Here is a 22,465-nt window from a genome sequence, read left to right as displayed (position 1 = left end):
GATGTTTGCTCATAAAAATCGTTTTTTCGCGATATTTGCGGCATTTGTTGCGGCTTTGACGTTGCTTTTTTCTGCCGGTGAGTCTGTCGCCTTATCCTTTAAGCCAAGCGTTCCGATATTTCCTTTGAATGAGCTTCGGCCCGGCATGCGTGGAGAGGTGATCACCGTGATAAAGGGCCTGGAGCGCATCTCCTTTCCGGCCGAAGTTATCAGCATAATCCCCAGCACCGGGGAACCTCAAAAGCTCGTCCTCATACGTGCAAGCGGCCCTCTGGTCGATAAGATAGGGGGAATAGCTGCAGGCATGAGCGGCAGTCCCTTTTTTATAGACGGCCGCTTAGTGGGAGCCATAGGTTACGGTTGGGATTTCAGCGATCATAATTTGGGGTTAGTCACGCCCATCGAAGAGATGAGTAAGGCTTGGAGTTGGCAGGCCGATAGGTCGATGCAGAAGGGCAAGGTCCAGTTTAACCAGAGCAAAAGCGCACCTCTGATCGTATCAGGCATTGGAGCTAGAGGGGCAGAGAAGTTGTCCGGTGATTTAAACTGCAAGGTAGAACCTTTGCCCTTCGACATGCCTCCGGGCGGAATAAAAGTGGATTACGCCGCTAAACTGCATCCGGGGGATTCTGTTGGGGCGCTTCTTGCCTGGGGTGATGTGAACGTCGGTGCGACGGGCACCTTAACGGCTGTCGATGACAAGGGCAACTTCCTGGCCTTTGCCCATCCCTTTCTTAACAGGGGAAATGTATCATATCCCCTGACCCGCTCGTGGGTCCACGACATCGTGCCGAGCATCAAAAGCCCCTTTAAATTGGGAAGCCCTGTCTCGATAGTGGGGGTCGTAAGTCAGGACAGGCCTCAAGCCATAGCCGGGCGAATTGGTCAATTCCCGCAGGGCGTGGAGGTATCCGTCAAGTTTTCCGACGATTCGGGGGCGACCGCCTTCAAACGCTTCCAAGTCGTAAACGATCCCTTCCTCATGAATCAGATACTCCCGGGGGCGTTGCTCGGATTATTTGACGACCTTTGGGGCAGAATCGGAGAGGGAACGGGTTTTGTCACCGTCAAGGTAGAGGGGAAGGGATTCGTGGAAGGCTTTACGAAAAAAAATGTGTACTTTTCGGACAGCGACCTGATGGATCAGATAGTCAGCCGTGAGATCATGAGATTGGTATCGTCTATGTCTCTAAATAGGTTCAAGGAAATTGAGCCTCTCGGAATACACGTAGAACTTCAGGTTACAAGAGAGCCCAAAGTCGTTTACATTGAAAAACTGGACATACCTAATAAAGATAACGTCAAGCCGGGCCAGGACCTGGAAGTGCAAGTGACACTGAGGAAGTTCCGTGGCGAGCAGGAGATAAAGAAGCTGTCATTAAAGGTTCCCGATAAGGCCTCGGGATTGTGCGAGGTAGTGGTCAGGGGCGGAGGCATAGCCGAGCCGTCTCAGATTTCTCTCATGTCGGGATGGAGGGCTATAACTTCTTTTAAGGAGTTCTTGAACGAAATCAATGCCGAGGAATCCAACAATCAAGTGATCGTGGAATTGCTGTATGGGCCGTTGCTTGAGCAGGAAGGCGATGAGGGAGGAGAAAACATCCCCCTGGATGAGGAGTACGAACTGGTATCGGAGATGAAAAAGCGCAGGATGGAAGAGGGAACGCTTCGCATATTTGAAACCGATCATTACGTGGAAGGGCTACTGCGGCGTTCTTTGACCATAGTCGGTGAGGGACAGGAAGATCAGAATCCCTAAAGCGGGGAAGGTAAGGAAGGGCCATGTATAAATGGATTGAAATCCTGGGCAAGGCTGTCGTGTCCTTTTTGGATTTGTTGGGGTGGATAGCCTCATTGGCAACTCATGTGTTGGTTCATTGGCCGCTTGCCAAATGGGATACCCGTGCCATAGCCGAACAGCTTGAGAGGGTGGGCGTTCAGTCGGTGTTCATGGTCTCAGTCATAAGCGCCTTTACCGGCATGGTGATGGCCGTACAGACCTTAGACCAATTTTTGAGGTTCGGAGCTTCAAGGTATATAGGCGGAGTGATCGCCTTAAGCATGGTAAGGGAAATGTCTCCCGTCTTGACCGGCATTGTCGTCGCGGGAAGGGTAGGGTCTTCCATGGCGGCCGAGATAGGCACGATGAAGGTCACGGAACAGCTGGACGCCCTAAGGGCCTTCGGATTGGACGAGTACGTCTTCGTGGGATTGCCAAGAATCTTGGCCAGCCTGATAATGGTGCCTATTTTGACCATATATTCCATGGTCGTCGGGACATTTGGAGGGTATCTCTACGTTGCGGTCCGTGGCGTGCATTCGCTCATGTTCAGGGATTCCATAAGGATCTTGGTATCGACGTATGACATAAACGGAGGGTTAATTAAATCCCTAGTATTTGGATTCGTAATTGCCATAGTGGCCTGTGCCTGTGGATTTCGGGCTCAAGGGGGCGCAAAGGGGGTCGGCGAGACCACGACCCTTGCCGTCGTATGGAGTAACATGTTTATTTTGATCCTTAACTATATGCTTTCGACCGTTCTTTTTGGAGGAAGGGTCTAATGGAAGAGGAAATATTGCGCCTGGAGGGCATTAAAAAATCCTTTGGCGACAAAATCGTCTTGAAAGGCCTTTCCCTTTCTGTTAATAAAGGGGAGATAGCCGCCTTGATGGGACCTTCCGGGTGTGGCAAGACGACCGTGCTGCGATCGATATCAAGATTGATTGAGCCGGATGACGGCAAGATAATTCTTTATGGAAATGATATAACTCACCTTTCCGAGAGAGAATTGATCGAGATACGCAAAAGAATTGGCATAGTATTTCAAGGCGGAGCCCTGTTTGACTCCATGACCGTTTTCGAGAACGTGGCATTTCCCCTTCGCTACTGCCTGGAGATCAAAGACGAAAAAAGGATGCGTGAGATGGTGTCTGCGATGCTTGAGTCTGTAGAGCTGTCCGGTATAGAGGACCTGATGCCTGCCGATTTGTCAGGCGGGATGAGAAAGAGGGTAGCCCTTGCCCGCGCACTCGTTTACAATCCTTCGTTTCTATTGCTGGACGAGCCGACGACCGGGTTAGATCCTCAGACGGCTAGACACATAGATCGCCTAGTGGCCAATTTGAGCAGGAAATATAACGTCTCTGCCATGACCGTTACCCATGATGTGGTGTCCGCTCTCGGAATCGCCGATCGCATATTCCTCATGAAGGAAGGGGATATTGTATGGCAGGGAACACCCGAGGAGTGGGAAGCAAGTAATGATCCGGAAGTCGCCGCATTTCTTTTGGGCACTAAATCGATACGCCAAAGGGGGAATGCCCCATGAAACGCGAGATAAAGATCGGCCTTGTCGTGTTCTTTGGCCTGGTGTTGCTCGGTGGATTGATCTTTGTGTCGGGCGGTCGCCTGGTGCATGAGAAGGGCTACATATTGGAGGTCTTGTTGTCCGATGCAAAGGGCCTACCGCCTGGAGCTCCAATTTACATATCCGGTGTCGACTCAGGCTATATAAAGGATGTTCTTTTAACCGATGATGGAGTAAAAGCGCTAGCCTTCATAAAAGGAGACATAAAGATACCCTCCGACAGTCAGTTTTTCGTGCAGGGAGGGGGACTTCTTGGAGAATCTTCCCTCCAGATAAGGAGAGGAAGGAGCGATGAATTTATAGTGCCGCCGGGCCCGGTAAGGGGGGTAGCCACTCCTGACGTATGGAGCGTATTGGCGGAAATAGAGCAAAACTTGAACTCCCTTCGTTCCTTTTTGGATGGCATAAGCGGGCTTGTCGGAGACGAGGAGATGGAAGATCTAAAAAGGGCGGTGAAAGAGCTACCTTATTTTTTAAGCGACGCTAGGGAAGCTTCCAGGCGATTGGGAGAGCTTGCAGACCAGGGAAAGGTCTTTTTGGCCGACAGCCAAAAGCGCATGGGCACTTTTTTTGACAGCGCCAACGATCTGGTGTCGAATGCCAATGTAATGCTTGAGGAAAACAGGCAGGATTTAAGAGGAGTGATCAAGTCAGCCAGAGACCTGACCTATAGGTTGAGCCTTATCGTAAGACAATTGGATGAAGATAGCCCCTTTGCCAGCGACATTAAAAATCTCATGAAAAACATGAGCGATGCGGCGTCGGCTGTAGAACAGTTTGTAAATGAACTCGATGCCACCTTCTTCGGCGCAGAGGAGGACAAACAAGCGAAGGGAAACCTGCCCAAATTGCTGCAAGACGTCAAGGAAACCCAGGAAGTTGCGCAAAAGGCTTTGAAGACCATCCAAAAGATGGAGGTCAAAGGAGATGTCTCTCTAAGAGGAAAGACCTTTGGCAAGGGCGATGACGCCTATGCAGACGTCAATGTGGCAATCGGCATGAAAGATAGACCTACCTTTTTGCTCTTTGGCGTAGACGATATAGGAGACGGAAGCGATTTTTCGTTCAGCTACGGATATAAGTGGCATTCGCTTTCCCTTTGGGGAGGGCTGGTGCGAGATGATCTTGGGCTTGGGTTTAAGTGGGGAGACCCTGCTTTATTTCCGCTGCAATTGATAGGCAAATGGTGGGATGACGGATCGGGGGCATGGTCACTTGAAGGGCGTCTCAGGCTTAGGGACGGATATGGGCTGCTGTTTCGCCATGACGAACTAGACGACGAGAGGCGCGAGTCGGTTGGTGTATACTACAACTTCTGAGGGTGGTATGGTTGTTCATTACATTTGAGGGGATCGATGGTTCAGGCAAATCTACGCAGGCATCGAGATTGTACGAGCATCTGTCCAATCTGCTTGGGAAGGGCATGGTGCTTTTAACCCGAGAACCGGGGGGTTGGAGCCATGGCGACATGCTGCGTGAACTTCTGCTCCATCACGAATGGCGCTCCTGGAGCGAGTTTTTTCTCTTCATGGCCGATAGATACGAGCACGTGCACGAGCAGATAATGCCGGCCTTATCCAATGGCTTGACGGTGATATGTGAGCGCTACATCGATTCAACCCTTGCTTATCAAGGTTGGGGCAGGGGATTGCCCGTGGATGAGATGAAAAGGCTTTTTTCCATCATGATGCTACCCGTGCCGGACCTCACCGTATGGCTGGATGTACCTATAAAAACGGCTATGGATAGGATAAGGTCCAGAAAAGCACCCGATCGCTTGGAGGAGGAGGGCTTTCTCTGCAGGGTGCGGCACGGTTATGTGAAGGTCTTTGAAGAGGACCCCCAAAGGATCAAACGAGTCTCTTCCGATAGGGATAAGGACGTAGTCTTTGTTGAAATTTGTAAGCTGGTGGAGGCCTTCATGGATGAAAGTGGAAAGCGGCGATAGCAAGGGTCGACGTTACAGGATAACTCCCTCGTCGAAGGAAGCTTCTCGCTTTGACGGCAAGGTCGCCGGTGAGGGAAGGGGTTCCTTTGATGAATGTTACGATAGAGAGGAAATAAAGATGATGCTAAGCGAATTGGATGATGTCGGCATGATGCTTTCCAGGTTTCCTTCCAAAGACCTCATAAACAGGTACAAGTCGCTCGTGCGGCGGATAGTGGGCATGATCCTGGAGAATATGAGAGTTAAGAAGGAGTTTGGTTTTTCCCCGCGCAGCAATAAAATGTTTACGTTAATAGAGAAAGCCGAGAAATCCGTTGCAGAGTTAGAAGAAGCCCTGAATAAGGAGCGCGAAAAAATGATAATATTGAACTTGATTGAGGAGATAAAGGGATGTCTGATCTCTTTGCTGCTATAAAAGAGAGCGAGCCCTACAAGGCGTTGCTCTCTGCCTTTGCCTCGTCGCGTGCGCCTCATGCCATCTTGGCGCAGTCGCCTGCCTTATTTCATGAAGCCCTGGCTGTTGAAATAGCGCGTCTTTACCTTTGCGCGAACGGTTCCGGCGACGATGATTGTGCCTCCTGTCTCAGCTGGAAGGGAGGGGAACATCCCGACTTCATACGTCCCCTCCAGTGGGATAGGCCACCGGGGATAGACGATTGTAGAGCTATGGCAGGCGAATTGTACCTTGCGCCCGTTATAGCGCCAAGGCGTTTTGCAGTCATTCCCAATGCGGGGAAGCTGTCCCTTCCGGCTGCCAACAGTTTGCTTAAGATATTGGAAGAGCCCCCCTCCTGGGGAGCCTTGCTGCTTCTCAGCGAAGAGATGAGCTTGCTGCCCACTATCAAAAGCAGGACGTGGCATTTAAAATTTGACTTTGAGGAAGAACTGAGCCCTTTGCCCTTGCCGAAGACCAGGGACGAATGGTTGTCAACCATTGCCCGTGCGTCCAAAATGTCTTTTCAGGAAGCTGCTGCAACGCTCGAAAGGTGGATTAAGCATTGCCTCGAGGAAGGCGACTTAGTAAGGGCAGAGAAGTTAGGGAAAGTAGAGCTGTTGTTTGAGAAAGGGCGGTTACCCGTTTACATGGCCTTCGATCTACTTTTCGGTTTTTTGGAGGAGGATTTGCCCGATGAATTATTTGGTCATTTTCGGTAAGCCCCGAATTTTTGGGTTGCTGTCAAACTTAGATCAGGAGCTAAAGAGGGACACAAACGTAGTCATCGAAAGCCTCAGGGGACTTGAGATTGCCTGCCTGGCTGGCATTTTAACCGACGAACAGGTGCAAAAATACAGGCAAAGGTTTGAGTTCCTTGAGGAAAATGGCGAGCCCGATGACGGTCTTCAGATGAAGCCCGTAGAACCGCCGCTGCAGGATGTGGCCTTTGTACGAATTGCCCAGGAGGAAGACATTTGCGAGGCAGCCAAGCAGAGGCAGGAGGAAGATGAAGCCCTGCCGCTTGTCAGAGACATGCTTAAAAAACATGCCCTTCCCATGAAGATCGTGGACATGGAGTATCTCCTGGATCGTAAAAAGCTGTACTTTTATTTTACGTCCGAACACAGGATAGATTTCAGGTGCTTTGTGAAGGAGCTTGCAAAGGAGTTCAAGACCAGGATTGAATTAAGACAGATCGGCGCAAGGGATGAAGCGAGAATCCTTGGCGGACTTGCTCCCTGCGGAAAGGAGTGCTGTTGTAGCTATTGGATGCTCCAGTTTTTTCCCATATGCATAAGAATGGTCAAGGAGCAAAACCTTGCCTTGAATCCCTCGAAGATATCCGGCCTATGCGGCAGGCTGATGTGCTGCATGAGCTACGAGTATGATATGTATAAGGAACTTTGGCAGGGCTTGCCCAATCCGGGCACCAAGATAAAGACGCCCTCCGGGAACTATCAGATCGCTGGCGTTGACGTTATAAACAAGGCGGTTAGAATCAGAAGCCCGGAGGGTCTGGAATTTTTAGTGCCCAAGGATGAGTTTGAACTCTTTAAGAAGACCGTCGAAGGCGGGCAGAAATGGCCCCTGCACGTTGAATCTGTCGTTACCGTAGAAGCGGACAGTGGTGAGGCTGTCTCCAAGAAGAATTCCAATAAAAAAAGAAAGTCGAAGAAGTAAATGAGGTGATATGGTGGCATTAATCGGTTCAATAAAGGATAAACTGCAAAAGCTTCAGAAAAGTTGGTTTGGATTGGGATCGCTTTTTTCAGGCGGCAAGATCGATGAGTCGTTTTGGGAAACCCTCGAAGAACAGCTGCTTTTGGGAGACGTTGGGGTGGATCTTACCGAGGAGTTAATCGCCAAGTTGCGCGAGGTGGCCAAGGGATCGAACGTAAGGGATGCGTCGGAATTGAAGGCGAAGTTCATCGATCTCATCGTGCAGAAGTTAGAAGAGATACCAGGAATGGGAAAGCCAATAGAAGTTAAAAACAAGCCCACCCTGGTCCTGATCGTAGGCGTCAACGGAAGCGGAAAGACTACGACGGCTGCTAAATTGGCGTATAAGTTTAAGCAACAAGGCTACAGCGTATTGCTTGCTGCCGCCGATACCTATCGCGCTGCCGCGATCGATCAGCTGAAGGTCTGGGGGGATAAGATCGGTCTGCGTGTAGTTGCCCATAAGGTGGGAGGAGACCCTGCGGCCGTCATATATGACGCTATCGAAAGTGCCATAGCAAGTGGAAGGGATATGGTGATAGTGGATACGGCGGGGAGGCTCCATACCAAGCACAACCTCATGGAGGAGTTGAGAAAGGTAAAAAGGGTGATTGAGAAAAGGTTGCCCGATGAGCCCTCCGAGTCGCTGCTGGTGCTGGACGCCGTAATGGGGCAGAATGCCTTCTATCAGGCGGAGGTCTTCAACGAAGCATTAAAACTGACGGGCGTTATCTTAGCTAAATATGATAACGCTGCAAAAGGTGGTATAATTCTCGCGGTTGCCCAAAAAATGTCCCTCCCGATCCGCTATGTGGGATTGGGGGAGGGGATTGAAGATTTGGAGCCCTTCGAACCAAGAGCTTTTGTCGAAGCTCTGCTTTCTTAGAATATGCTAAAGGGGGTCTGGACTTGGAAGAGGACAGTTCAAAGCTCGTCGTTCTAAACGAAAAATCCACGGTCGTGGATTCCCTGCGCGCCCTATATCGCACTACCTTCAAAGTTGCGAAACTGACGATTGAGGGCAGGCCATGTTTTATCACCAAGGATGAGCTCGTGGCAGCCTTGGAAAGGGGATTGGGGAACATGCCTCTCGATCAGGTGCTTTCCCTTGATAGCTCGCGATCTTCGAAAGCTTGCGCTGATTGCGAGATGATGCCCTTTCCCTTGCTTAAATTGGAGGATGGTGTGCTGCAGGCCAATCAAGCCGCTAAGGACTTAATGGGGCCCGGCATTATCGAGACAGTGGAGTTGTCAGATTTTGATTGCACCTTGTTAGAGCTGGAAAGTGGGGAGACAGTCTCCATCGAGCCATTGGGTTATGGCTACTTCACCGCCAGAAGGTTGAACGAAGAAGAGGTCAGGCGAATCTTTGAGACAGCAAGGTGGGCGGCCATCGGAAAGGCCCTTTGGTATCACTTGGAGACGCAGGGAATGACTCTGACGTTAGAGACGAAGCGCAGAAGGGGATATATCCCATTGGTCTTGGATGGCGTTGAGTTCGGTTATTTGGCCTGCAGGAAGCCGAAGAAGACGCGAACAACAACGAAGAAGGCAGACGGCGATGACACCTCCATTAGTTAAGTTGATAGTAGGTTTTCTGTATCCCGACGAGGATCTTTATCTGTGGACCGTCAGGGAGCTTTCTTCTCTTTGGGGCAGGATAGAGAGGAAAAGCCCGCGGTACCCCTTTGATCATACCGATTATTATCGAGACATAGCGCCCATCCTTTATAAGGCCTTCGTCAGCTTTGAGGGGCTTTTTCCGGCAGATCGTTTAGTTAGGTGGAAGCGCCAGGCCATCGCTCTGGAGGCTGAAAGCGGACCCCAAAGAAGGGTAAACATTGATCCCGGTTACATCGATGGGGCAAGGCTAGCTTTGGCCTCGACCAAAGACCATGCCCATAGGGTATACATATCTGACGGCATATTTGCCGAGATTACCTTGAGGTTCATGTTTGGAAAATGGGTTTCCTACGATCATACCTTTCCGGACTTCAAAAGCGGTCTCTACGATGGCTTTTTGAGCTCAGTCAGGAACGACTGGTTGTCTGACATGAGAAGAAAAAGGAGGACAGCAACGTGATAGAACGTTACGAAACCGAGGCAATGCGCCGCATTTGGAGCGAAGAAAACAAGTATCGTGCCTGGTTGAGAGTGGAGCTGGCCGTATGTCGGGCCTGGGCAGAGGAAGGCACAATCCCCATGGAGGTTTACGATGTCATTAGTAAAAAGGCCTCCTTCGACATCGATCGCATAAGGGAAATAGAGTCAAGGGTTCATCACGACGTAATCGCCTTCGTCTCCTGTGTCGCCGAAAGCGTGGGCGAACATGGGAGGTTTATCCATCTGGGCCTCACCAGCAGCGATGTTCTGGATACGGCATCGGCGTTGCTGCTTAAGGACTCCCTTGACGTGATTGCCGGGGAGCTGACCTCCTTGAAGGACAAAGTCCTTGAAAAGGCTTTTATCTACAAACACACGCCCTGTGTGGGGCGAACTCACGGAGTTCATGCAGAACCGATGAGCTTTGGCTTAAAGCTTTTGAATTGGTATTCGCAGTTAGAGCGGTCCGAGGAACGGTTGAAGCTGGCTTACAAACAGATAAATTACGGCAAGATATCAGGTGCTGTGGGAACATATGCTCACTGCCCTCCCTCCATAGAACAAAGGGCATGTTCCTTCCTGGGTCTACAGCCGGCACAGGTGTCCAATCAGATATTACAAAGGGATAGACATGCCTTTCTCCTGCATGTGCTTGCCCTGCTTGGTTCCTCCATGGAAAACATGGCCTTAGAGATAAGGCATCTCCAGCGCACAGAAGTGCTGGAGGCCATGGAGCCATTTTCTAAAGGGCAGAAGGGGTCATCCGCAATGCCTCACAAGCGAAACCCCATACTTTGCGAGCGAATATGCGGCATGGCCAGGCTGCTTAGGGGATATTCCCTTAGCGCCATGGAAAACGTGGCCCTTTGGCACGAGCGAGATATAAGTCACTCCTCGGTTGAACGGGTTATTTGGCCTGATGCATTTCATATAGCGCATTACATGCTGTCGCTCCTAAGACGCGTAGTAGATGGCCTGGAGGTAAACGTCGACAGGATGGCCAAGAACATAAACTTGACCAAGGGCCTTGTTTTTAGCCAAAGAGTGTTGCTGGCTTTGGTAGACAGGGGCGCAAACAGAGATGAAGCCTACGAGGTCGTCCAAAAATATGCGCTCAAGTGTTGGGATGGCGAAGAGGGCTTCAAGGAAATGCTGTCTCGCGATCCGCTGGTGATGTCGTTGCTGACGAAGGAGGAGTTAGACGGCCTTTTCGACGTGAACTATTATCTGCGCTTCGTCGACGATATATTTGATAGATTTAAATAGCTGGAGGTGTGCGATTTGAACGTTCCCGATAGGAATATGGCCTTAGAGCTGGTCAGGGCAACGGAAGCAGCAGCCATGTCTGCAGGTCGGTGGATGGGGCGTGGCGACAAAAATGCGGTGGATAGGGCTGCCGTCAATGCCATGAGGTACATGTTGAACACCGTTTCAATGGACGGCGTAGTGGTCATAGGGGAAGGCGAGAAGGACCAGGCTCCTATGCTCTTTAACGGCGAAAAATTGGGCCTGGGGTGCGAGCCGAAGGTGGACATAGCGGTGGATCCGGTGGACGGCACGACTCTTACGGCATTGGGAAGGCCAAATGCAGTGAGCGTCGTGGCGGTTGCGGAGAGCGGAACGCTTTACAGTCCTAAGCATATTTTTTATATGAATAAAATAGCGACCGGTCCCGAGGCCGGAGATGTCATAGACATCGAGCTGTCGGCCACGGAAAACATTAAGCGCGTCGCAAAGGCTAAGCGCAAAGCCGTCGAAGATGTCACCGTAGTCGTGCTAGACAGACCCCGCCACGAGGAATTAATTGGGGAGATAAGATCTTTGGGCGCCAGAATTAAGCTCATCCCCGACGGTGATGTGGCCGGAGCGCTCATGACCTGCAAGGAGGACAGCGGCGTTGATCTTCTTCTTGGCATAGGGGGATCCCCGGAGGCCGTTATATCTGCCTGTGCGATCAAGTGCATCGGGGGCAATTTTCAATGCAAGCTTTGGCCCAGAAACGAAGAAGAAAGGGTCCGTTGCCTTGAGCTGGGGATGGATGTAGACAAGGTACTTTATATAGACGACCTAGTCAGGAGCGATAACGTGTTTTTCGCCGCCACAGGCGTGACCGACGGGGAGTTGCTCAAGGGAGTCAGGTACGGCGGGGAGGCCATATTTACGCATTCGCTTGTAATGAGGTCCAAAAGCGGCACCGTCAGATACGTGGAGGCCATACATAAAAGCAGGAAGTTATACGAGATAAGCGGCGTAGATTATCGTACAAGTCAAATATAGGAGGGATGAACATGTTATCTGATATCGAGATAGCTCAAAGGTCAAAGCTTAAACCAATACTTGAAATAGCCAAGGAGCTGGGCATTCCAAATGAATACCTCTTCCCCTACGGCCACTACAAGGCCAAGGTGGATGTGAATTTCCTAAAGAAGCTTGAAGATCGCCCTGACGGTAAGCTGATCTTGGTCACTGCTACTACCCCAACTCCTGCAGGAGAGGGAAAGACCACGACTACAGTTGGGCTTACCCAGGCTCTGGTAAAGCTCGGCAAAAAGGCCATGCTATGCCTTAGGGAGCCTTCCTTAGGCCCCTGCTTTGGAGTAAAGGGAGGCGCTGCCGGCGGCGGTTACTCCCAGGTATTGCCCATGGAGGAGATCAACCTTCACTTCACGGGAGATATACATGCCGTTGAATCGGCCCACAACTTGCTTGCAGCTTTGCTCGACAACCATCTGCATCAGGGGAACGCCTTGAACATAGATCCCAGGGAGATAACCTGGAGGCGTGCCATGGACATGAACGAGAGGGCCCTGAGGAATATAGTGATAGGGCTTGGCGGCAAGGCGAATGGCGTGCCGAGGGAGTCGGGATTTGACATAACGGTGGCCTCGGAGGTCATGGCCATACTTTGTTTGTCTAAGGACATATCTGACCTCAAGGAGAGGCTGTCCAACATAGTGGTTGGATACACCACGAAGGGCGATATGGTTAAAGTCAAGGACCTGAAAGCACAGGGAGCCATGGCAGCCCTTCTTAAAGAGGCAATTAATCCCAACTTGGTCCAAACCATAGAACATGTGCCGGCCTTCGTGCACGGTGGCCCCTTTGCAAATATAGCTCACGGCACCAACTCTATAGTTGCTACGAAGATGGCCCTGAAGCTTAGGGATTACGCAGTGGTGGAGGCCGGATTTGCCTCCGACCTGGGCGCCGAGAAGTTCTTTGACATAGTCTGCAGGCTGGCGGGCCTCTCTCCCTCGGCCGTCGTCTTGGTCACGACCATAAGGGCCCTCAAACATCACGGTGGGGTATCAAAGGAAGCCCTATCTCAAGAGAACCTACAAGCCCTTGCCTTAGGTTTAGAGAACCTCGAGGCACACTTGGACATCCTTTCCAATTTCGGTCTTCCGGTCGTCATCGCCCTTAACAAGTTCAGTTCCGACACGGAAAAGGAAGTAAATATGGTTAGGGAAGCGGCAGAAAAGCGAGGCGCCCGGATCGCCCTTTCGGAAGTCTGGGAAAAGGGAGGAGATGGAGGCATAGAGCTTGCACGAGAAGTCTTGGCGGCGACGGAAGAAAACAAGACTTATAAGCCTCTTTACGATCTGGACCTTCCTTTGAGGGAAAAGATTAAGACCATAGCGACGAAGATATATGGTGCCGATGATGTGGAGTACACTCCCCAGGCATTGTCTACCGTGAAAGATTTGGAAGAAAGGGGATTTGGCAAACTTCCCGTGTGCATGGCAAAGACCCAGCTTTCCATCTCGGACGATCCGAAGAAGCTCGGAAGGCCCAAAAACTACAAGATAAACGTCAGGGAAGTCAGGATATCGGCCGGGGCAGGCTTCATCGTTGCCATTTGCGGCAATATAATGACCATGCCAGGACTTCCCAAGAAGCCTGCTGCTGAATCAATAGATATTGACAGCGATGGGAATATAACGGGATTGTTTTAGAAGACCTGTTAAAGGCGCAAGTTATGAGCTCCTGGAGGAAGGCGTGTGCCTTCCTCCAGGATATCTTTCTGTCGTTATTTGATCTCGGGTACCTTTATGCCCTTTTCCTTGTAATAGCGAATTGCTCCGGGATGAAGAGGTACGGAGAGTCCATCGAATGCGGTCTTTAGCGATATCATTTGGGCTTTGGCGTGAACTCGCTGGACTTCGTCTATATGCTCCCAAAGCGCCTTAGTGAACTGGTATACGACTTCCTCGGGGACATAGGCGTCAACGGCGAGCATTGCCATTACGGCAGGAGTAACGACTTCGTGATCTATGCCCTTGTAAGTACCGGCAGGTATTACGTCCTTCACGAAGAAGGGATATTTCTTTTGAAGGGCAGCGAAGAACTTGTCGTCGAAGCTCACCAGGTCGACGTCATGGGTGGTGGCCAGATCCATGATGGCGGCTACGGGATAACCTCCCACCACAAAGCCGGCATCGAGTTGCCCGTCCTTCATGCGATCGACCGTGTTGTTGAAGTCGAGGAAATCTACCTTCATGTCTTGATACGTCAGTCCAGCAATGTCGAGGAGGCAACGCATGTCCGCCTCGGTGCCCGAACCGGGAGCACCGACGGAGACCTTCTTGCCCTTAAGGTCGTAGATGGTTTTTATGTTGCTTTTTTTCATCGTTACCAGATGGTTGGTCTCGGGATAAAGCGTAGCGATGGCCATTATATTGGGGAAGGGCTTTTGGAACATTATCTCTCCCCTTCTTGCCCACCATGCCGTATCGTTTTGTACAAAGGCAAACTCGATGCTGTGTGTCCCGATGAGGTTTAAGTTGGCAACTGCCGCGTTTCCCGTTTCAGCTGTGGCCTGGATGTCTGGAGCATAACGGCTCACCACGTCGGCAATCCCTCCGCCAATCGGGTAATATGTGCCTCCGGTTCCTCCTGTGGCTATGGAGACGAAAGTCTTTGCCTGAGCTGCGCCGGTTAAAAATGTCAAGCAGAGTATCAGCCCAAGCATTAGAATTTTACGAACCTTCATCCTTATCCCCTCCTGTTAAAATTAATTTGCGTAAAGCCTGTATTATTTTAAAATATAAATGATTAGGAAGGATATTTCAAGAGTTGATTTCCCTGAAGCGATAAGGGATAGCAATATAAAGGAGTGATGGATCTATGCTAGAGAAGAGGGAAGAGAGCGAAGCGTTGGATAGCTATGTGGATGAAGTAGAGGAGGAAGACGAGATACTGGGGACCCTTGAAGTTTCTTTGGACATAAGGCAGGAAAGCCAAATTGGGCGTGTCGCTGTTTTGCTCGCTGCAACCACTAGCAAGGCAGAAGAAGAGTATCTGAAAGAACAAATAAAGAAGATGGGCTGGAAAGCCGTGGCCACTGAAGTCGGCGGATTAGCTGGCAACATCTCCGGAAAGCTGACACGCGCTCTGGTCGGAGCGGCATTGAACGGCAACGTGGTTAAAAAGACCGGGACTGAGATGCATGCCTTAATGCATGCGTCAATGGAGGCCATAAACAGCTTTCTGCCCATGTGTTTGCTCGAGGCCAGCGTCGGTGCAAAATTGGCAATCGTAAGGAGCAAAAGGTGGATAGGCGTGGCGATAATGGGAGACAGCGCGTATCATGCCACTGCCCACCATGACAGATGCGGCTTGGGTATAATGCATATATAAAAATTTGTTTACTGCGGATGCTTGCAGGTCTAAGATGAGTGTGGTAAATTGCTCTTTGCTCTATAATTATGACGATGGGGGGATTTTAGTGAAAAAAGATATACATCCTAAATACGACGTATGTAAGGTAACTTGTGCTTGTGGCAATACCTTTGTGACCAGGTCAACCAAGCCTGAGATTAGGGTATCGGTCTGCAGCAACTGTCACCCCTTCTACACGGGCAAACGTGGCATATTGGTGACAGAAGCGGGACAACTGGAGAAATTCCGAAAGAGATACGCTGGAATGGACTACGGCCAGACAAGCGATGCAGAGTGATGTTAAAGTCAGGCTGATGGCCTTTACGCCATCGCCTGACGGCATTGTGGCTGCGGCAGCCGGGTTGTGCTATAGCGCTTCCTCGGTAGAGGATCTAATTGACAGGTTCAAAGGCGAAAAGGAGCAAAAGGAGCAGAGGGAGAGCTTCATAAAAAAGCTAAGGGCCTCAGGACATCTTTCCCCCTTTGAACATGTCTCCTTTACCTTTGCCGTAGAGGGCATCAGCAGGGCCTGTTCGCATCAGCTGGTGCGACATCGCATAGCCAGCTACAGCCAGCAGAGCCAAAGATACGTGTCCATGAAGGAGCCCGGTTACGTCGTGCCCGCTTCCGTCAAGAAGGATGAAAGGGCTTTGTCCCTCTTCGAGGAGACAATACAGAAGGCTCATGAAGCTTACAAGGCCTTGGCGGAGTTGGGCGTGCCCTTGGAAGATGCCAGATACGTACTGCCAAACGCCTGGGAGACTAAAATAGTTGTCACAATGAACGCAAGAGAGCTTCATCACTTTTTTAGCCTCAGGTTATGCAGGAGGGCTCAATGGGAAATACGGAATCTGGCAAGGCTGATGCTTTCCGAGGTCAGGCAAGTTGCCCCAGGAATATTCGACGTAGCGGGACCAAGCTGCGTGACGAAGGGAAAATGCGAGGAGACCAAGCCTTGCGGCAAGCCTTATTCGTCGATGGAAGATCTCTTGTGTTGGGAGTAAGTCTTCCCCATTGGGGAGGTGATGATATAGATGAACGGCATTAACGAAAAGCTGGAGGAACTGGAAAGGAAGTTCCAGGAATTGGAACTAAAATTGGGAGATCCTCAGGTAATTTCCAATCCGGCAGAACTGCAGCGATTGGCAAAGGAACATTCCGAACTGTCTAAGATAGTAGAAAAATACAGGCAGTACAAGGAGACCTTGAAGCGCCTCGAAGAGGCCATGTCGCTTTTCGACGAGGAAGATGAAGAGCTTAGGGAATTGGCGAAGGAAGAAGTGGCCCACTTGAGGCAGGCGGCAGAAAACCTCGAGAAGGAGCTGGCCCTTCTTCTATTGCCCAAGGACCCAAATGACGACAGAAGCGTCATTGTTGAGATAAGGGCAGGGGCAGGTGGCGAGGAAGCTGCTCTTTTTGCCGCTGATCTTTATAGGATGTATGTGCGCTATGCCGAGCGGAAGGGCTGGAAAGTCGAGCTGATAACGGCTAACGAGACGGGGATCGGCGGCTACAAGGAAATAGTGTTTAGAGTAGAAGGCCATGGTGCCTTCAGTGCGCTTAAATACGAGAGCGGAGTCCACCGCGTTCAGCGCGTCCCCGTGACGGAAGCCAGCGGCCGTATTCATACCTCAACCGCAACCGTTGCCGTACTGCCTGAGCCCGATGAAGTTGACGTCGAAATACGTCCCGAGGATCTGAGGATAGACACCTTCAGGGCGAGCGGCGCTGGTGGCCAGTATGTGAACATGACGGATTCGGCCGTGAGGATCACCCATATACCGACGGGTATCGTCGTTTCCTGTCAGGATGAAAGGTCGCAGCTCAAAAACAGGGTAAAGGCCATGCAGCTTTTAAGGGCCAAGCTTTATGATTTGAAATTACAGCAACAGCAGGAAGAGATGGCCTCAGAGCGCAGAGGACAAATAGGAAGCGGGGATCGTTCGGAGCGCATCAGGACGTACAACTTTCCTCAGAACCGAGTTACGGATCATAGAATTGGTTTGACGTTGCACAATCTCGAGGAAATTTTGGACGGCGATCTGGACGAGCTGGTCTATGCACTGGCGACGGCGGATCAAATGGAAAAGCTGAAGCTGATGGGGGCATAGGGCAGTTGACCCTAATTGAGGCAAAAGATTATGTCACTCGTAAGCTGAAAAGTGCAGACGTACCCGATTACCTGTTAGAGAGCGATCTGCTTTTGTGTAAGGTATTGGGTTGCGACAGAGCGTGGCTGTTGGCTCACGGCGATCGGCAAGTTTTTGACCATGAACTTGAACACCTAAATGCATTGATCGACCGAAGGTGCAGAAGAGAGCCGTTGGCCTATATTTTTGGAGAGGCACCCTTTTACGGGAGGACTTTCCTCGTGGGCGAGGGGGTGTTGATTCCCAGGCAGGAGACGGAAATCCTAGTCGATATGGCGTTGTCCTTCGCCAAAGAGGGCGTAGTATTGGATTGGGGAACTGGAAGCGGTTGTGTCATTTTGTCGTTGCTTCTGGAGAATCCAAGCCTAAGGGGTATAGCTCTGGACTTAAGCCCGAAAGCTATGCGCTGGGCTTGGCGGAACGTCGATAGGTTTGGCCTCTTCGATAGGGTCGTGTTGTGGCATGAAAGCGCGCGGCTTCCGAATAAGTGGGGTGATCATGGCCTTGATATGATAGTAAGTAATCCGCCTTACATCCCTACTGCCGATATCGGGTTTCTTATGCCTGAAGTTAGGCTCTATGAGCCTAGAAGTGCCCTTGACGGAGGGCCAGAGGGGACTCAATGGTATGGTTTTTTGTTTAAAAATGCCCCTAAGTGGCTGAAAAGGGGCGGATTGCTTCTCGTCGAGGTTGGCGGCAGGGGACGGGAAGAGGCGGTCCTGTCAATGGATCACTTTGGGCTTGTCGTTCATGAAGTTAAAAGGGTAAATAACAGCGTTAGCATCGTCGTATTTAAGAACGAATGAACATTGAGGGGGTGCTGTTGTGGAAAAGCATGAATTGGTCATAGTTGGTGCCGGACCGGCAGGTCTTACGGCTGCCATATACGGAAGAAGGGCCGGATTGGATGTGTTGGTCCTTGAGAAGGGCATAGCTGGCGGGCAAATAACCGTGACCGCTGAGATCGAAAATTGGCCCGGTACTCCCATGATAAGCGGGGAAGAATTGGCACGAGCCTTTCGGGAGCATGCCGAAAGATTTTCGCCCGAGTTCAGGGAAGCAGAGGTCAAAAAGATCTCCATTGATGCAGGGAAAAAGATCATCGTCACCGACAAGGGAAACATAGAGGCCGAATCTATAGTAATTGCCACAGGTGCCAGGTTCAGAAAGCTCGGCTGTCCGGGAGAGGCCGAGTTCACCGGGCGGGGTGTCAGTTACTGTGCAGTATGTGACGGTGCCTTTTTTGAGGATCAGGTCGTTGCAGTTATCGGCGGTGGCAACACCGCTGTCGAGGAAGCGGATTATCTTACCAGGTTTGCCTCAAAGGTCTACATAGTCCATCGTCGCGATTCCTTCAGAGCCGACAGGGCTGTGGTTGAGAAGGCCATGTCAAATCCGAAAATAGAGCCTGTATGGAACTCCGTCGTCGAGAGGATAGAAGGCGAGGACATGGTGGAAAAGGTCGTTATAAAGAACGTAAAGACCGGCGAAATAAGCGATCTTCCCGTAGCTGGGGTGTTCGTGTTCGTGGGGATGGATCCAAACAGCGAGTTCGTAAAGGGCTTAGTGGAAATGAAGGATGGCGGATGGATAGTGACCAACGACAGGCTTGAGACCTCCGTCGAAGGAATCTTTGCGGCAGGCGACGTGCGCGATAAGTTTTTGAGACAGGTGGTCACTGCCGCAGGAGATGGAGCCACCGCAGCCATGGCTGCATACTCCTACGTGTCCGAACAGCTTCATTTGCAGAAGGTTCTCTTTGAGCCGGAAAAGGTGGTCTCCTTCTTCTATTCGAGCATAGAGCCTGAACAGATAAAGCTGGCAACGGATATCGAGAAGACATATCATAGGAAAGTCATACTGGTCGACGGCTATAAGAACAAGAGGATGTGCGAAAAGTTGGGCATTGACGAACTCCCAAAGGCTGTGGTTTTAAATAAGGGTACCCTGGTTCGATCTAAAAAGATCTTAGGCGTACAGGATATAGAGGAGTTAATATAACTTCCCCACGTGTATTACTGGGCCTATCCATGGAGGTGGGCCCATTTATTTTAACTCTTTAAGGAGGGAAGTGTTTTGGAGAAGACGATTGTGACCGTCACCATGAACCCGGCCGTAGATATCCAGTACGTCGTTCCCGAGTTCATGCCGGGAAGGTGGTTTCGGGCTTCAGAGGTAGACAGGTCCGCAGGAGGGAAGGGGATAAACGTATCCATAATCTTGCAACAGCTTGGGTATGAAAGTGCTGCCATGGGATTTCTGGCCGGATTTTCGGGAGAATATATCCGCGACACATTAAGACGGCTCAAGCTTACGACAAATTTCGTGAACGTCATTGGCGAATCCAGGACTGACATTTACGTGGTGGATGAAGTGGGACACATGGAAACGGGCATTGCCGAACCGGGTCCGTACGTTACCGAAGAAGCCTTGGGGAGGTTCATGAAGAATTTCGAACGGATGTTGAGTCGCGCTCGACTGGTCTACATCGGCGGATCGCTGCCTCCAGGAGTCCCACAGGATGCCTATAAGGACCTGATCCTTAGGTGTAAGGCGGCAAAGGTACCAGTCCTCCTCGATGCATCCGGCCCAGCGTTGACTTCCGCCCTTGAAGCCTGTCCGATGGCGGTGAAGTTCGATCACCGCTTTTTGTTTTCCACCTTGGGCTATCCCATGGGTTCCATCGATGATATTTTGAACCTAGTATCGGAAATCCATGATAATGGGGTGGAATGGTCGGTGACCACCTACAGGATGGTGGGCAACATATTTTACACTCCTCAGGGTATCTATATGGTCGACATAGCCAGAGAGGAAAGGGAGCAGATGATATCGCTGCTTGCCATCGGCGATGCGCTCATGGCGGGGTTGATAGTTGCTATACTGGAAGGGATGGACGTTGAGAAGGCCATTCGTTTTGCTCAGGCTTGCAGTTTGGAGGATACCCTCCACGTAAAAAAGGGAATCAGAGGAAGGCACATGGTCGAAAGTCTCATGCCTAAGATAACCGTTGAAAAGCTGAGATGAAGAGGTGTTTCCGATGCTTGTTGAAGATCTGATGGATAGGGACCTTACCTCGCTGGGTGAGGACGCAACGCTTATGGAAGCCATAGAGGTTTTGTCAAGGCATAGGATACCGGGCATTCCGATCGTCAACGACGAGGGGAAGGTCATAGGTTTTTTAAGCGAAAAGGACATAGTCAGGGCCGCCTTGCCCGGTTATGTGGACCTTTTAGATGATCCCTCTTACGTTCCGGACATGGGCCAATTTAAGGTGCGAATGAGAAGGGTCAGCAAGGATAAGGTAGGAAGACATATGACCAAAGAAGTGATCTGTCTTAACGCGAGCGACAGCGATTTTCATGCGGCCTTGATCATGATCAAAAAGAACCTGAAACGTGTCCCGGTGGTGGAGGAAGACGGCATTCTCGTCGGTGTCTTGAACAGGGCCGACATTATAGAGCACTTGATGAGCGAATAGCCATGCCTAAGATGCTTTTCGTCTGTTCCGGGAATACATGCAGAAGTCCAATGGCCGCGGCCCTCATGAAGAAGGCCTTGAAGGACAGGGGTATCGAAGGGTGGATCGTCTCCTCTGCGGGACTCATGGCCGTCCCTGGGATCCCGGCAAGCGAGAACGCCAAAAGGGCGTTGTTAGAAGATCACGGCCTAAAGATCGACGATCACCTTTCAAGGACCGTGGATTTAAGCATGGTGGCAGAGCATGATTACGTGATTGCCATGACCTTAAGACATGCTCAGTGGCTGATATCGAGGTTCGGACAGCATAAAGATAAGATATATTTCATCGGAGAGCTGCTCTCGGACGAGGTCAAGAATGCCGTAGCCGAGTATCTAAGCGCAAAGGATCCCTACTCTTTGCGGTACATGAGGTTGTATGAGGAAAAGATAAAGCCCTATGAGATAGAGGATCCCTACGGAAGCGACCTTGAAGTATACAAAAAGGTTGCAGGCCAAATTTGGCAATACTGTTCTAAAATAGCTGACCTCATAAAAAACGAGGGCCATTTACCCCCCAAGACCTTGTAATTGGGCTTAATTTTTTAAGCTAAACGGCCGATTACAGATAAGAGGGGGTGCTATATATTATGCTGACGAGCGGTAACGAAGCGCAAATAACCTACAGAATAAATCAGATTCGCACAGCTAGCAAAGAACAGCTCTTGCTGATCACTTACGATATCGGAATAGGAGCCGCAAAGACGGCCAAACAGGCTATAGCAGATGGAAATAACGAATTGGCCAACAGGGAACTTCAGAGGGCACAGGCTGTTTTAAGAGAGTTGATGAGCGCATTGGACGTAAATGCTGGCGATTGGGCAAGGGCCCTTATGAGCTTGTACGAGTTCATGTTTGAGCAGCTGGTCAAGGCGAACGTCAGCAAAGACCCCAATTTAATCGATAGCGTCAGATCGATGCTCGAGGAATTGCGCGCGGTTTGGCAAGAGGCGATCGAGAAGATTCGCGCCGAGGAGCCTGTCGGAGATAAGGCAGCTTATTCTGGCGGGACGCGGCCGCAGGGAGGGGTAAACTTTGCAGGTTGATGTCAATGAAATAATAGATCTTATCGAGAGAGAGCAGCAGTTATATGATAGCCTGATATTATTGGTTGACGAGGAGATGAAGTGTGCTCGCGAGGGCGATATGTCTGCTCTCATGGATATATTGAGAAGAAAGCAAGCCGTGATATGTGACCAGGAGATCTTGCAAGACCTCTGGTTGGAGTTGGCAGCCTTGCTGGGTGTAAGTTCATCCCGGGAGACGGTCGAGTTTTGGGATGCGTTGGCCTTGAAGCTGGATCAAAATGGTTACAGTCAAGTCGTCGAAAGCATAGGCAAGATAAGGGAAAGGGCAGCGAAAATATTGGAGAAGGAGCATGAAGTTCAAAGGGAGCTCGAAACAAGGCTAGCTGACTTGAGATCCGATCTGTTAAGGCTTAACGATGGCATGCGGGCCTTTAGAGCCTACATGAGATGAGGTGTGAATGAGGCCTGAAAAAATTATTTTTCTTCTTTTTGTGTTTAATGTTATCTCTGTCCATTTCAGTGACGGCATTTGC

At 50.6% G+C, this 22,465-nt stretch carries 26 protein-coding genes; 25 read left to right on the top strand and 1 reads right to left on the bottom strand.

The genetic code is table 11. The features are described 5' to 3' along the window. Nucleotide 1 precedes the first annotated feature (1 nt). From BUQ78_RS02340 to BUQ78_RS02275, 14 genes are read left to right on the top strand one after another with little or no spacing between them, the layout of a single operon-like run. Nucleotides 2–1,759: a SpoIVB peptidase S55 domain-containing protein gene (locus BUQ78_RS02340; protein WP_074199146.1), complete on the top strand. Its 1,758-nt coding sequence runs from the start codon at nt 2–4 to the stop codon at nt 1,757–1,759. A gap of 23 nt (nt 1,760–1,782) precedes the next feature. Continuing rightward, on the top strand, nt 1,783–2,562 hold the full coding sequence (locus tag BUQ78_RS02335) for an MlaE family ABC transporter permease (RefSeq protein WP_014806519.1): 780 nt from the start codon (nt 1,783–1,785) through the stop codon (nt 2,560–2,562). After that, on the top strand, nt 2,562–3,329 hold the full coding sequence (locus BUQ78_RS02330) for an ABC transporter ATP-binding protein (RefSeq protein WP_014806520.1): 768 nt from the start codon (nt 2,562–2,564) through the stop codon (nt 3,327–3,329). The genes BUQ78_RS02335 and BUQ78_RS02330 overlap by 1 nt, the downstream gene beginning before the upstream one ends. Further along, complete coding sequence (locus BUQ78_RS02325; RefSeq protein WP_074199145.1) at nt 3,326–4,687, top strand: MlaD family protein; 1,362 nt, start codon at nt 3,326–3,328, stop codon at nt 4,685–4,687. Before BUQ78_RS02330 ends, BUQ78_RS02325 begins: the two co-directional genes overlap by 4 nt. A 2-nt stretch (nt 4,688–4,689) precedes the next feature. Next, entirely contained in the window at nt 4,690–5,316 is a 627-nt protein-coding gene (gene tmk, locus BUQ78_RS02320) for a dTMP kinase (RefSeq protein ID WP_143228309.1), read from the top strand. Continuing rightward, complete coding sequence (locus BUQ78_RS02315; RefSeq protein WP_014806523.1) at nt 5,294–5,731, top strand: YaaR family protein; 438 nt, start codon at nt 5,294–5,296, stop codon at nt 5,729–5,731. Before tmk ends, BUQ78_RS02315 begins: the two co-directional genes overlap by 23 nt. Then, entirely contained in the window at nt 5,707–6,471 is a 765-nt protein-coding gene (locus BUQ78_RS02310) for a DNA polymerase III subunit delta' (protein ID WP_014806524.1), read from the top strand. The genes BUQ78_RS02315 and BUQ78_RS02310 overlap by 25 nt, the downstream gene beginning before the upstream one ends. Next, complete coding sequence (locus tag BUQ78_RS02305) at nt 6,446–7,432, top strand: PSP1 domain-containing protein (protein WP_014806525.1); 987 nt, start codon at nt 6,446–6,448, stop codon at nt 7,430–7,432. The genes BUQ78_RS02310 and BUQ78_RS02305 overlap by 26 nt, the downstream gene beginning before the upstream one ends. 13 nt (nt 7,433–7,445) lie before the next feature. Continuing rightward, nucleotides 7,446–8,357 carry a signal recognition particle-docking protein FtsY gene (ftsY, locus tag BUQ78_RS02300; RefSeq protein ID WP_404791867.1) on the top strand — a complete coding sequence of 304 codons (912 nt, stop codon included), beginning with the start codon at nt 7,446–7,448 and terminating at the stop codon, nt 8,355–8,357. Between the two features lie 23 nt (nt 8,358–8,380). Continuing rightward, on the top strand, nt 8,381–9,052 hold the full coding sequence (locus tag BUQ78_RS02295) for a hypothetical protein (RefSeq protein ID WP_074199143.1): 672 nt from the start codon (nt 8,381–8,383) through the stop codon (nt 9,050–9,052). After that, nucleotides 9,033–9,554 carry a DUF4416 family protein gene (locus BUQ78_RS02290; protein WP_074199142.1) on the top strand — a complete coding sequence of 174 codons (522 nt, stop codon included), beginning with the start codon at nt 9,033–9,035 and terminating at the stop codon, nt 9,552–9,554. The genes BUQ78_RS02295 and BUQ78_RS02290 overlap by 20 nt, the downstream gene beginning before the upstream one ends. After that, nucleotides 9,551–10,840, top strand: coding sequence for an adenylosuccinate lyase (gene purB / locus BUQ78_RS02285; protein WP_074199141.1), 1,290 nt, complete (start codon nt 9,551–9,553; stop codon nt 10,838–10,840). Before BUQ78_RS02290 ends, purB begins: the two co-directional genes overlap by 4 nt. A gap of 15 nt (nt 10,841–10,855) precedes the next feature. Continuing rightward, entirely contained in the window at nt 10,856–11,851 is a 996-nt protein-coding gene (gene glpX / locus BUQ78_RS02280) for a class II fructose-bisphosphatase (protein WP_014806530.1), read from the top strand. 11 nt (nt 11,852–11,862) lie between these two features. After that, nucleotides 11,863–13,530: a formate--tetrahydrofolate ligase gene (locus BUQ78_RS02275; protein WP_074199140.1), complete on the top strand. Its 1,668-nt coding sequence runs from the start codon at nt 11,863–11,865 to the stop codon at nt 13,528–13,530. A 74-nt stretch (nt 13,531–13,604) separates the two neighbouring features. Here BUQ78_RS02275 and BUQ78_RS02270 read toward each other — a convergent pair whose 3' ends face one another. Next, nucleotides 13,605–14,567: a TAXI family TRAP transporter solute-binding subunit gene (locus BUQ78_RS02270; RefSeq protein ID WP_074199139.1), complete on the bottom strand. Its 963-nt coding sequence runs from the start codon at nt 14,565–14,567 to the stop codon at nt 13,605–13,607. A 134-nt stretch (nt 14,568–14,701) separates the two neighbouring features. Between BUQ78_RS02270 and BUQ78_RS02265 the strand changes: the two genes are divergently transcribed. From BUQ78_RS02265 to BUQ78_RS02215, 11 genes are all read left to right on the top strand, one after another. After that, nucleotides 14,702–15,214, top strand: coding sequence for a HutP family protein (locus BUQ78_RS02265; protein ID WP_014806533.1), 513 nt, complete (start codon nt 14,702–14,704; stop codon nt 15,212–15,214). Nucleotides 15,215–15,302: 88 nt separating this feature from the next. Continuing rightward, nucleotides 15,303–15,533, top strand: a complete 231-nt coding sequence (gene rpmE / locus BUQ78_RS02260; RefSeq protein WP_041459742.1) for a 50S ribosomal protein L31 — start codon at nt 15,303–15,305, stop codon at nt 15,531–15,533. Then, nucleotides 15,523–16,239 carry an FAD-dependent thymidylate synthase gene (gene thyX / locus BUQ78_RS02255; protein WP_074199138.1) on the top strand — a complete coding sequence of 239 codons (717 nt, stop codon included), beginning with the start codon at nt 15,523–15,525 and terminating at the stop codon, nt 16,237–16,239. Before rpmE ends, thyX begins: the two co-directional genes overlap by 11 nt. 30 nt (nt 16,240–16,269) lie before the next feature. Continuing rightward, nucleotides 16,270–17,346 (top strand): peptide chain release factor 1, encoded by a 1,077-nt coding sequence (prfA, locus tag BUQ78_RS02250; protein ID WP_014806536.1) that lies wholly within the window; start codon nt 16,270–16,272, stop codon nt 17,344–17,346. Between the two features lie 5 nt (nt 17,347–17,351). Continuing rightward, nucleotides 17,352–18,191 (top strand): peptide chain release factor N(5)-glutamine methyltransferase, encoded by an 840-nt coding sequence (prmC, locus tag BUQ78_RS02245; protein ID WP_074199137.1) that lies wholly within the window; start codon nt 17,352–17,354, stop codon nt 18,189–18,191. 19 nt (nt 18,192–18,210) lie between these two features. Further along, nucleotides 18,211–19,386, top strand: coding sequence for a thioredoxin-disulfide reductase (trxB, locus tag BUQ78_RS02240; RefSeq protein ID WP_074199136.1), 1,176 nt, complete (start codon nt 18,211–18,213; stop codon nt 19,384–19,386). Nucleotides 19,387–19,461: 75 nt separating this feature from the next. After that, nucleotides 19,462–20,412, top strand: coding sequence for a 1-phosphofructokinase family hexose kinase (locus tag BUQ78_RS02235; RefSeq protein ID WP_014806539.1), 951 nt, complete (start codon nt 19,462–19,464; stop codon nt 20,410–20,412). 13 nt (nt 20,413–20,425) lie between these two features. Then, nucleotides 20,426–20,866: a CBS domain-containing protein gene (locus tag BUQ78_RS02230; protein WP_014806540.1), complete on the top strand. Its 441-nt coding sequence runs from the start codon at nt 20,426–20,428 to the stop codon at nt 20,864–20,866. Between the two features lie 2 nt (nt 20,867–20,868). After that, nucleotides 20,869–21,435, top strand: a complete 567-nt coding sequence (locus tag BUQ78_RS02225) for an arsenate reductase/protein-tyrosine-phosphatase family protein (RefSeq protein ID WP_074199135.1) — start codon at nt 20,869–20,871, stop codon at nt 21,433–21,435. 59 nt (nt 21,436–21,494) lie between these two features. Next, entirely contained in the window at nt 21,495–21,950 is a 456-nt protein-coding gene (fliS, locus tag BUQ78_RS02220; RefSeq protein WP_014806542.1) for a flagellar export chaperone FliS, read from the top strand. Next, entirely contained in the window at nt 21,940–22,383 is a 444-nt protein-coding gene (locus BUQ78_RS02215) for a FlgN protein (RefSeq protein ID WP_014806543.1), read from the top strand. Before fliS ends, BUQ78_RS02215 begins: the two co-directional genes overlap by 11 nt. The last annotated feature ends 82 nt before the right edge of the window (nt 22,384–22,465 follow it).

Origin of the sequence: Acetomicrobium flavidum (assembly GCF_900129645.1) — a bacterium.
Lineage (GTDB): Bacteria > Synergistota > Synergistia > Synergistales > Acetomicrobiaceae > Acetomicrobium > Acetomicrobium flavidum.
This window is presented reverse-complemented; position numbering and strand designations above follow the sequence as displayed.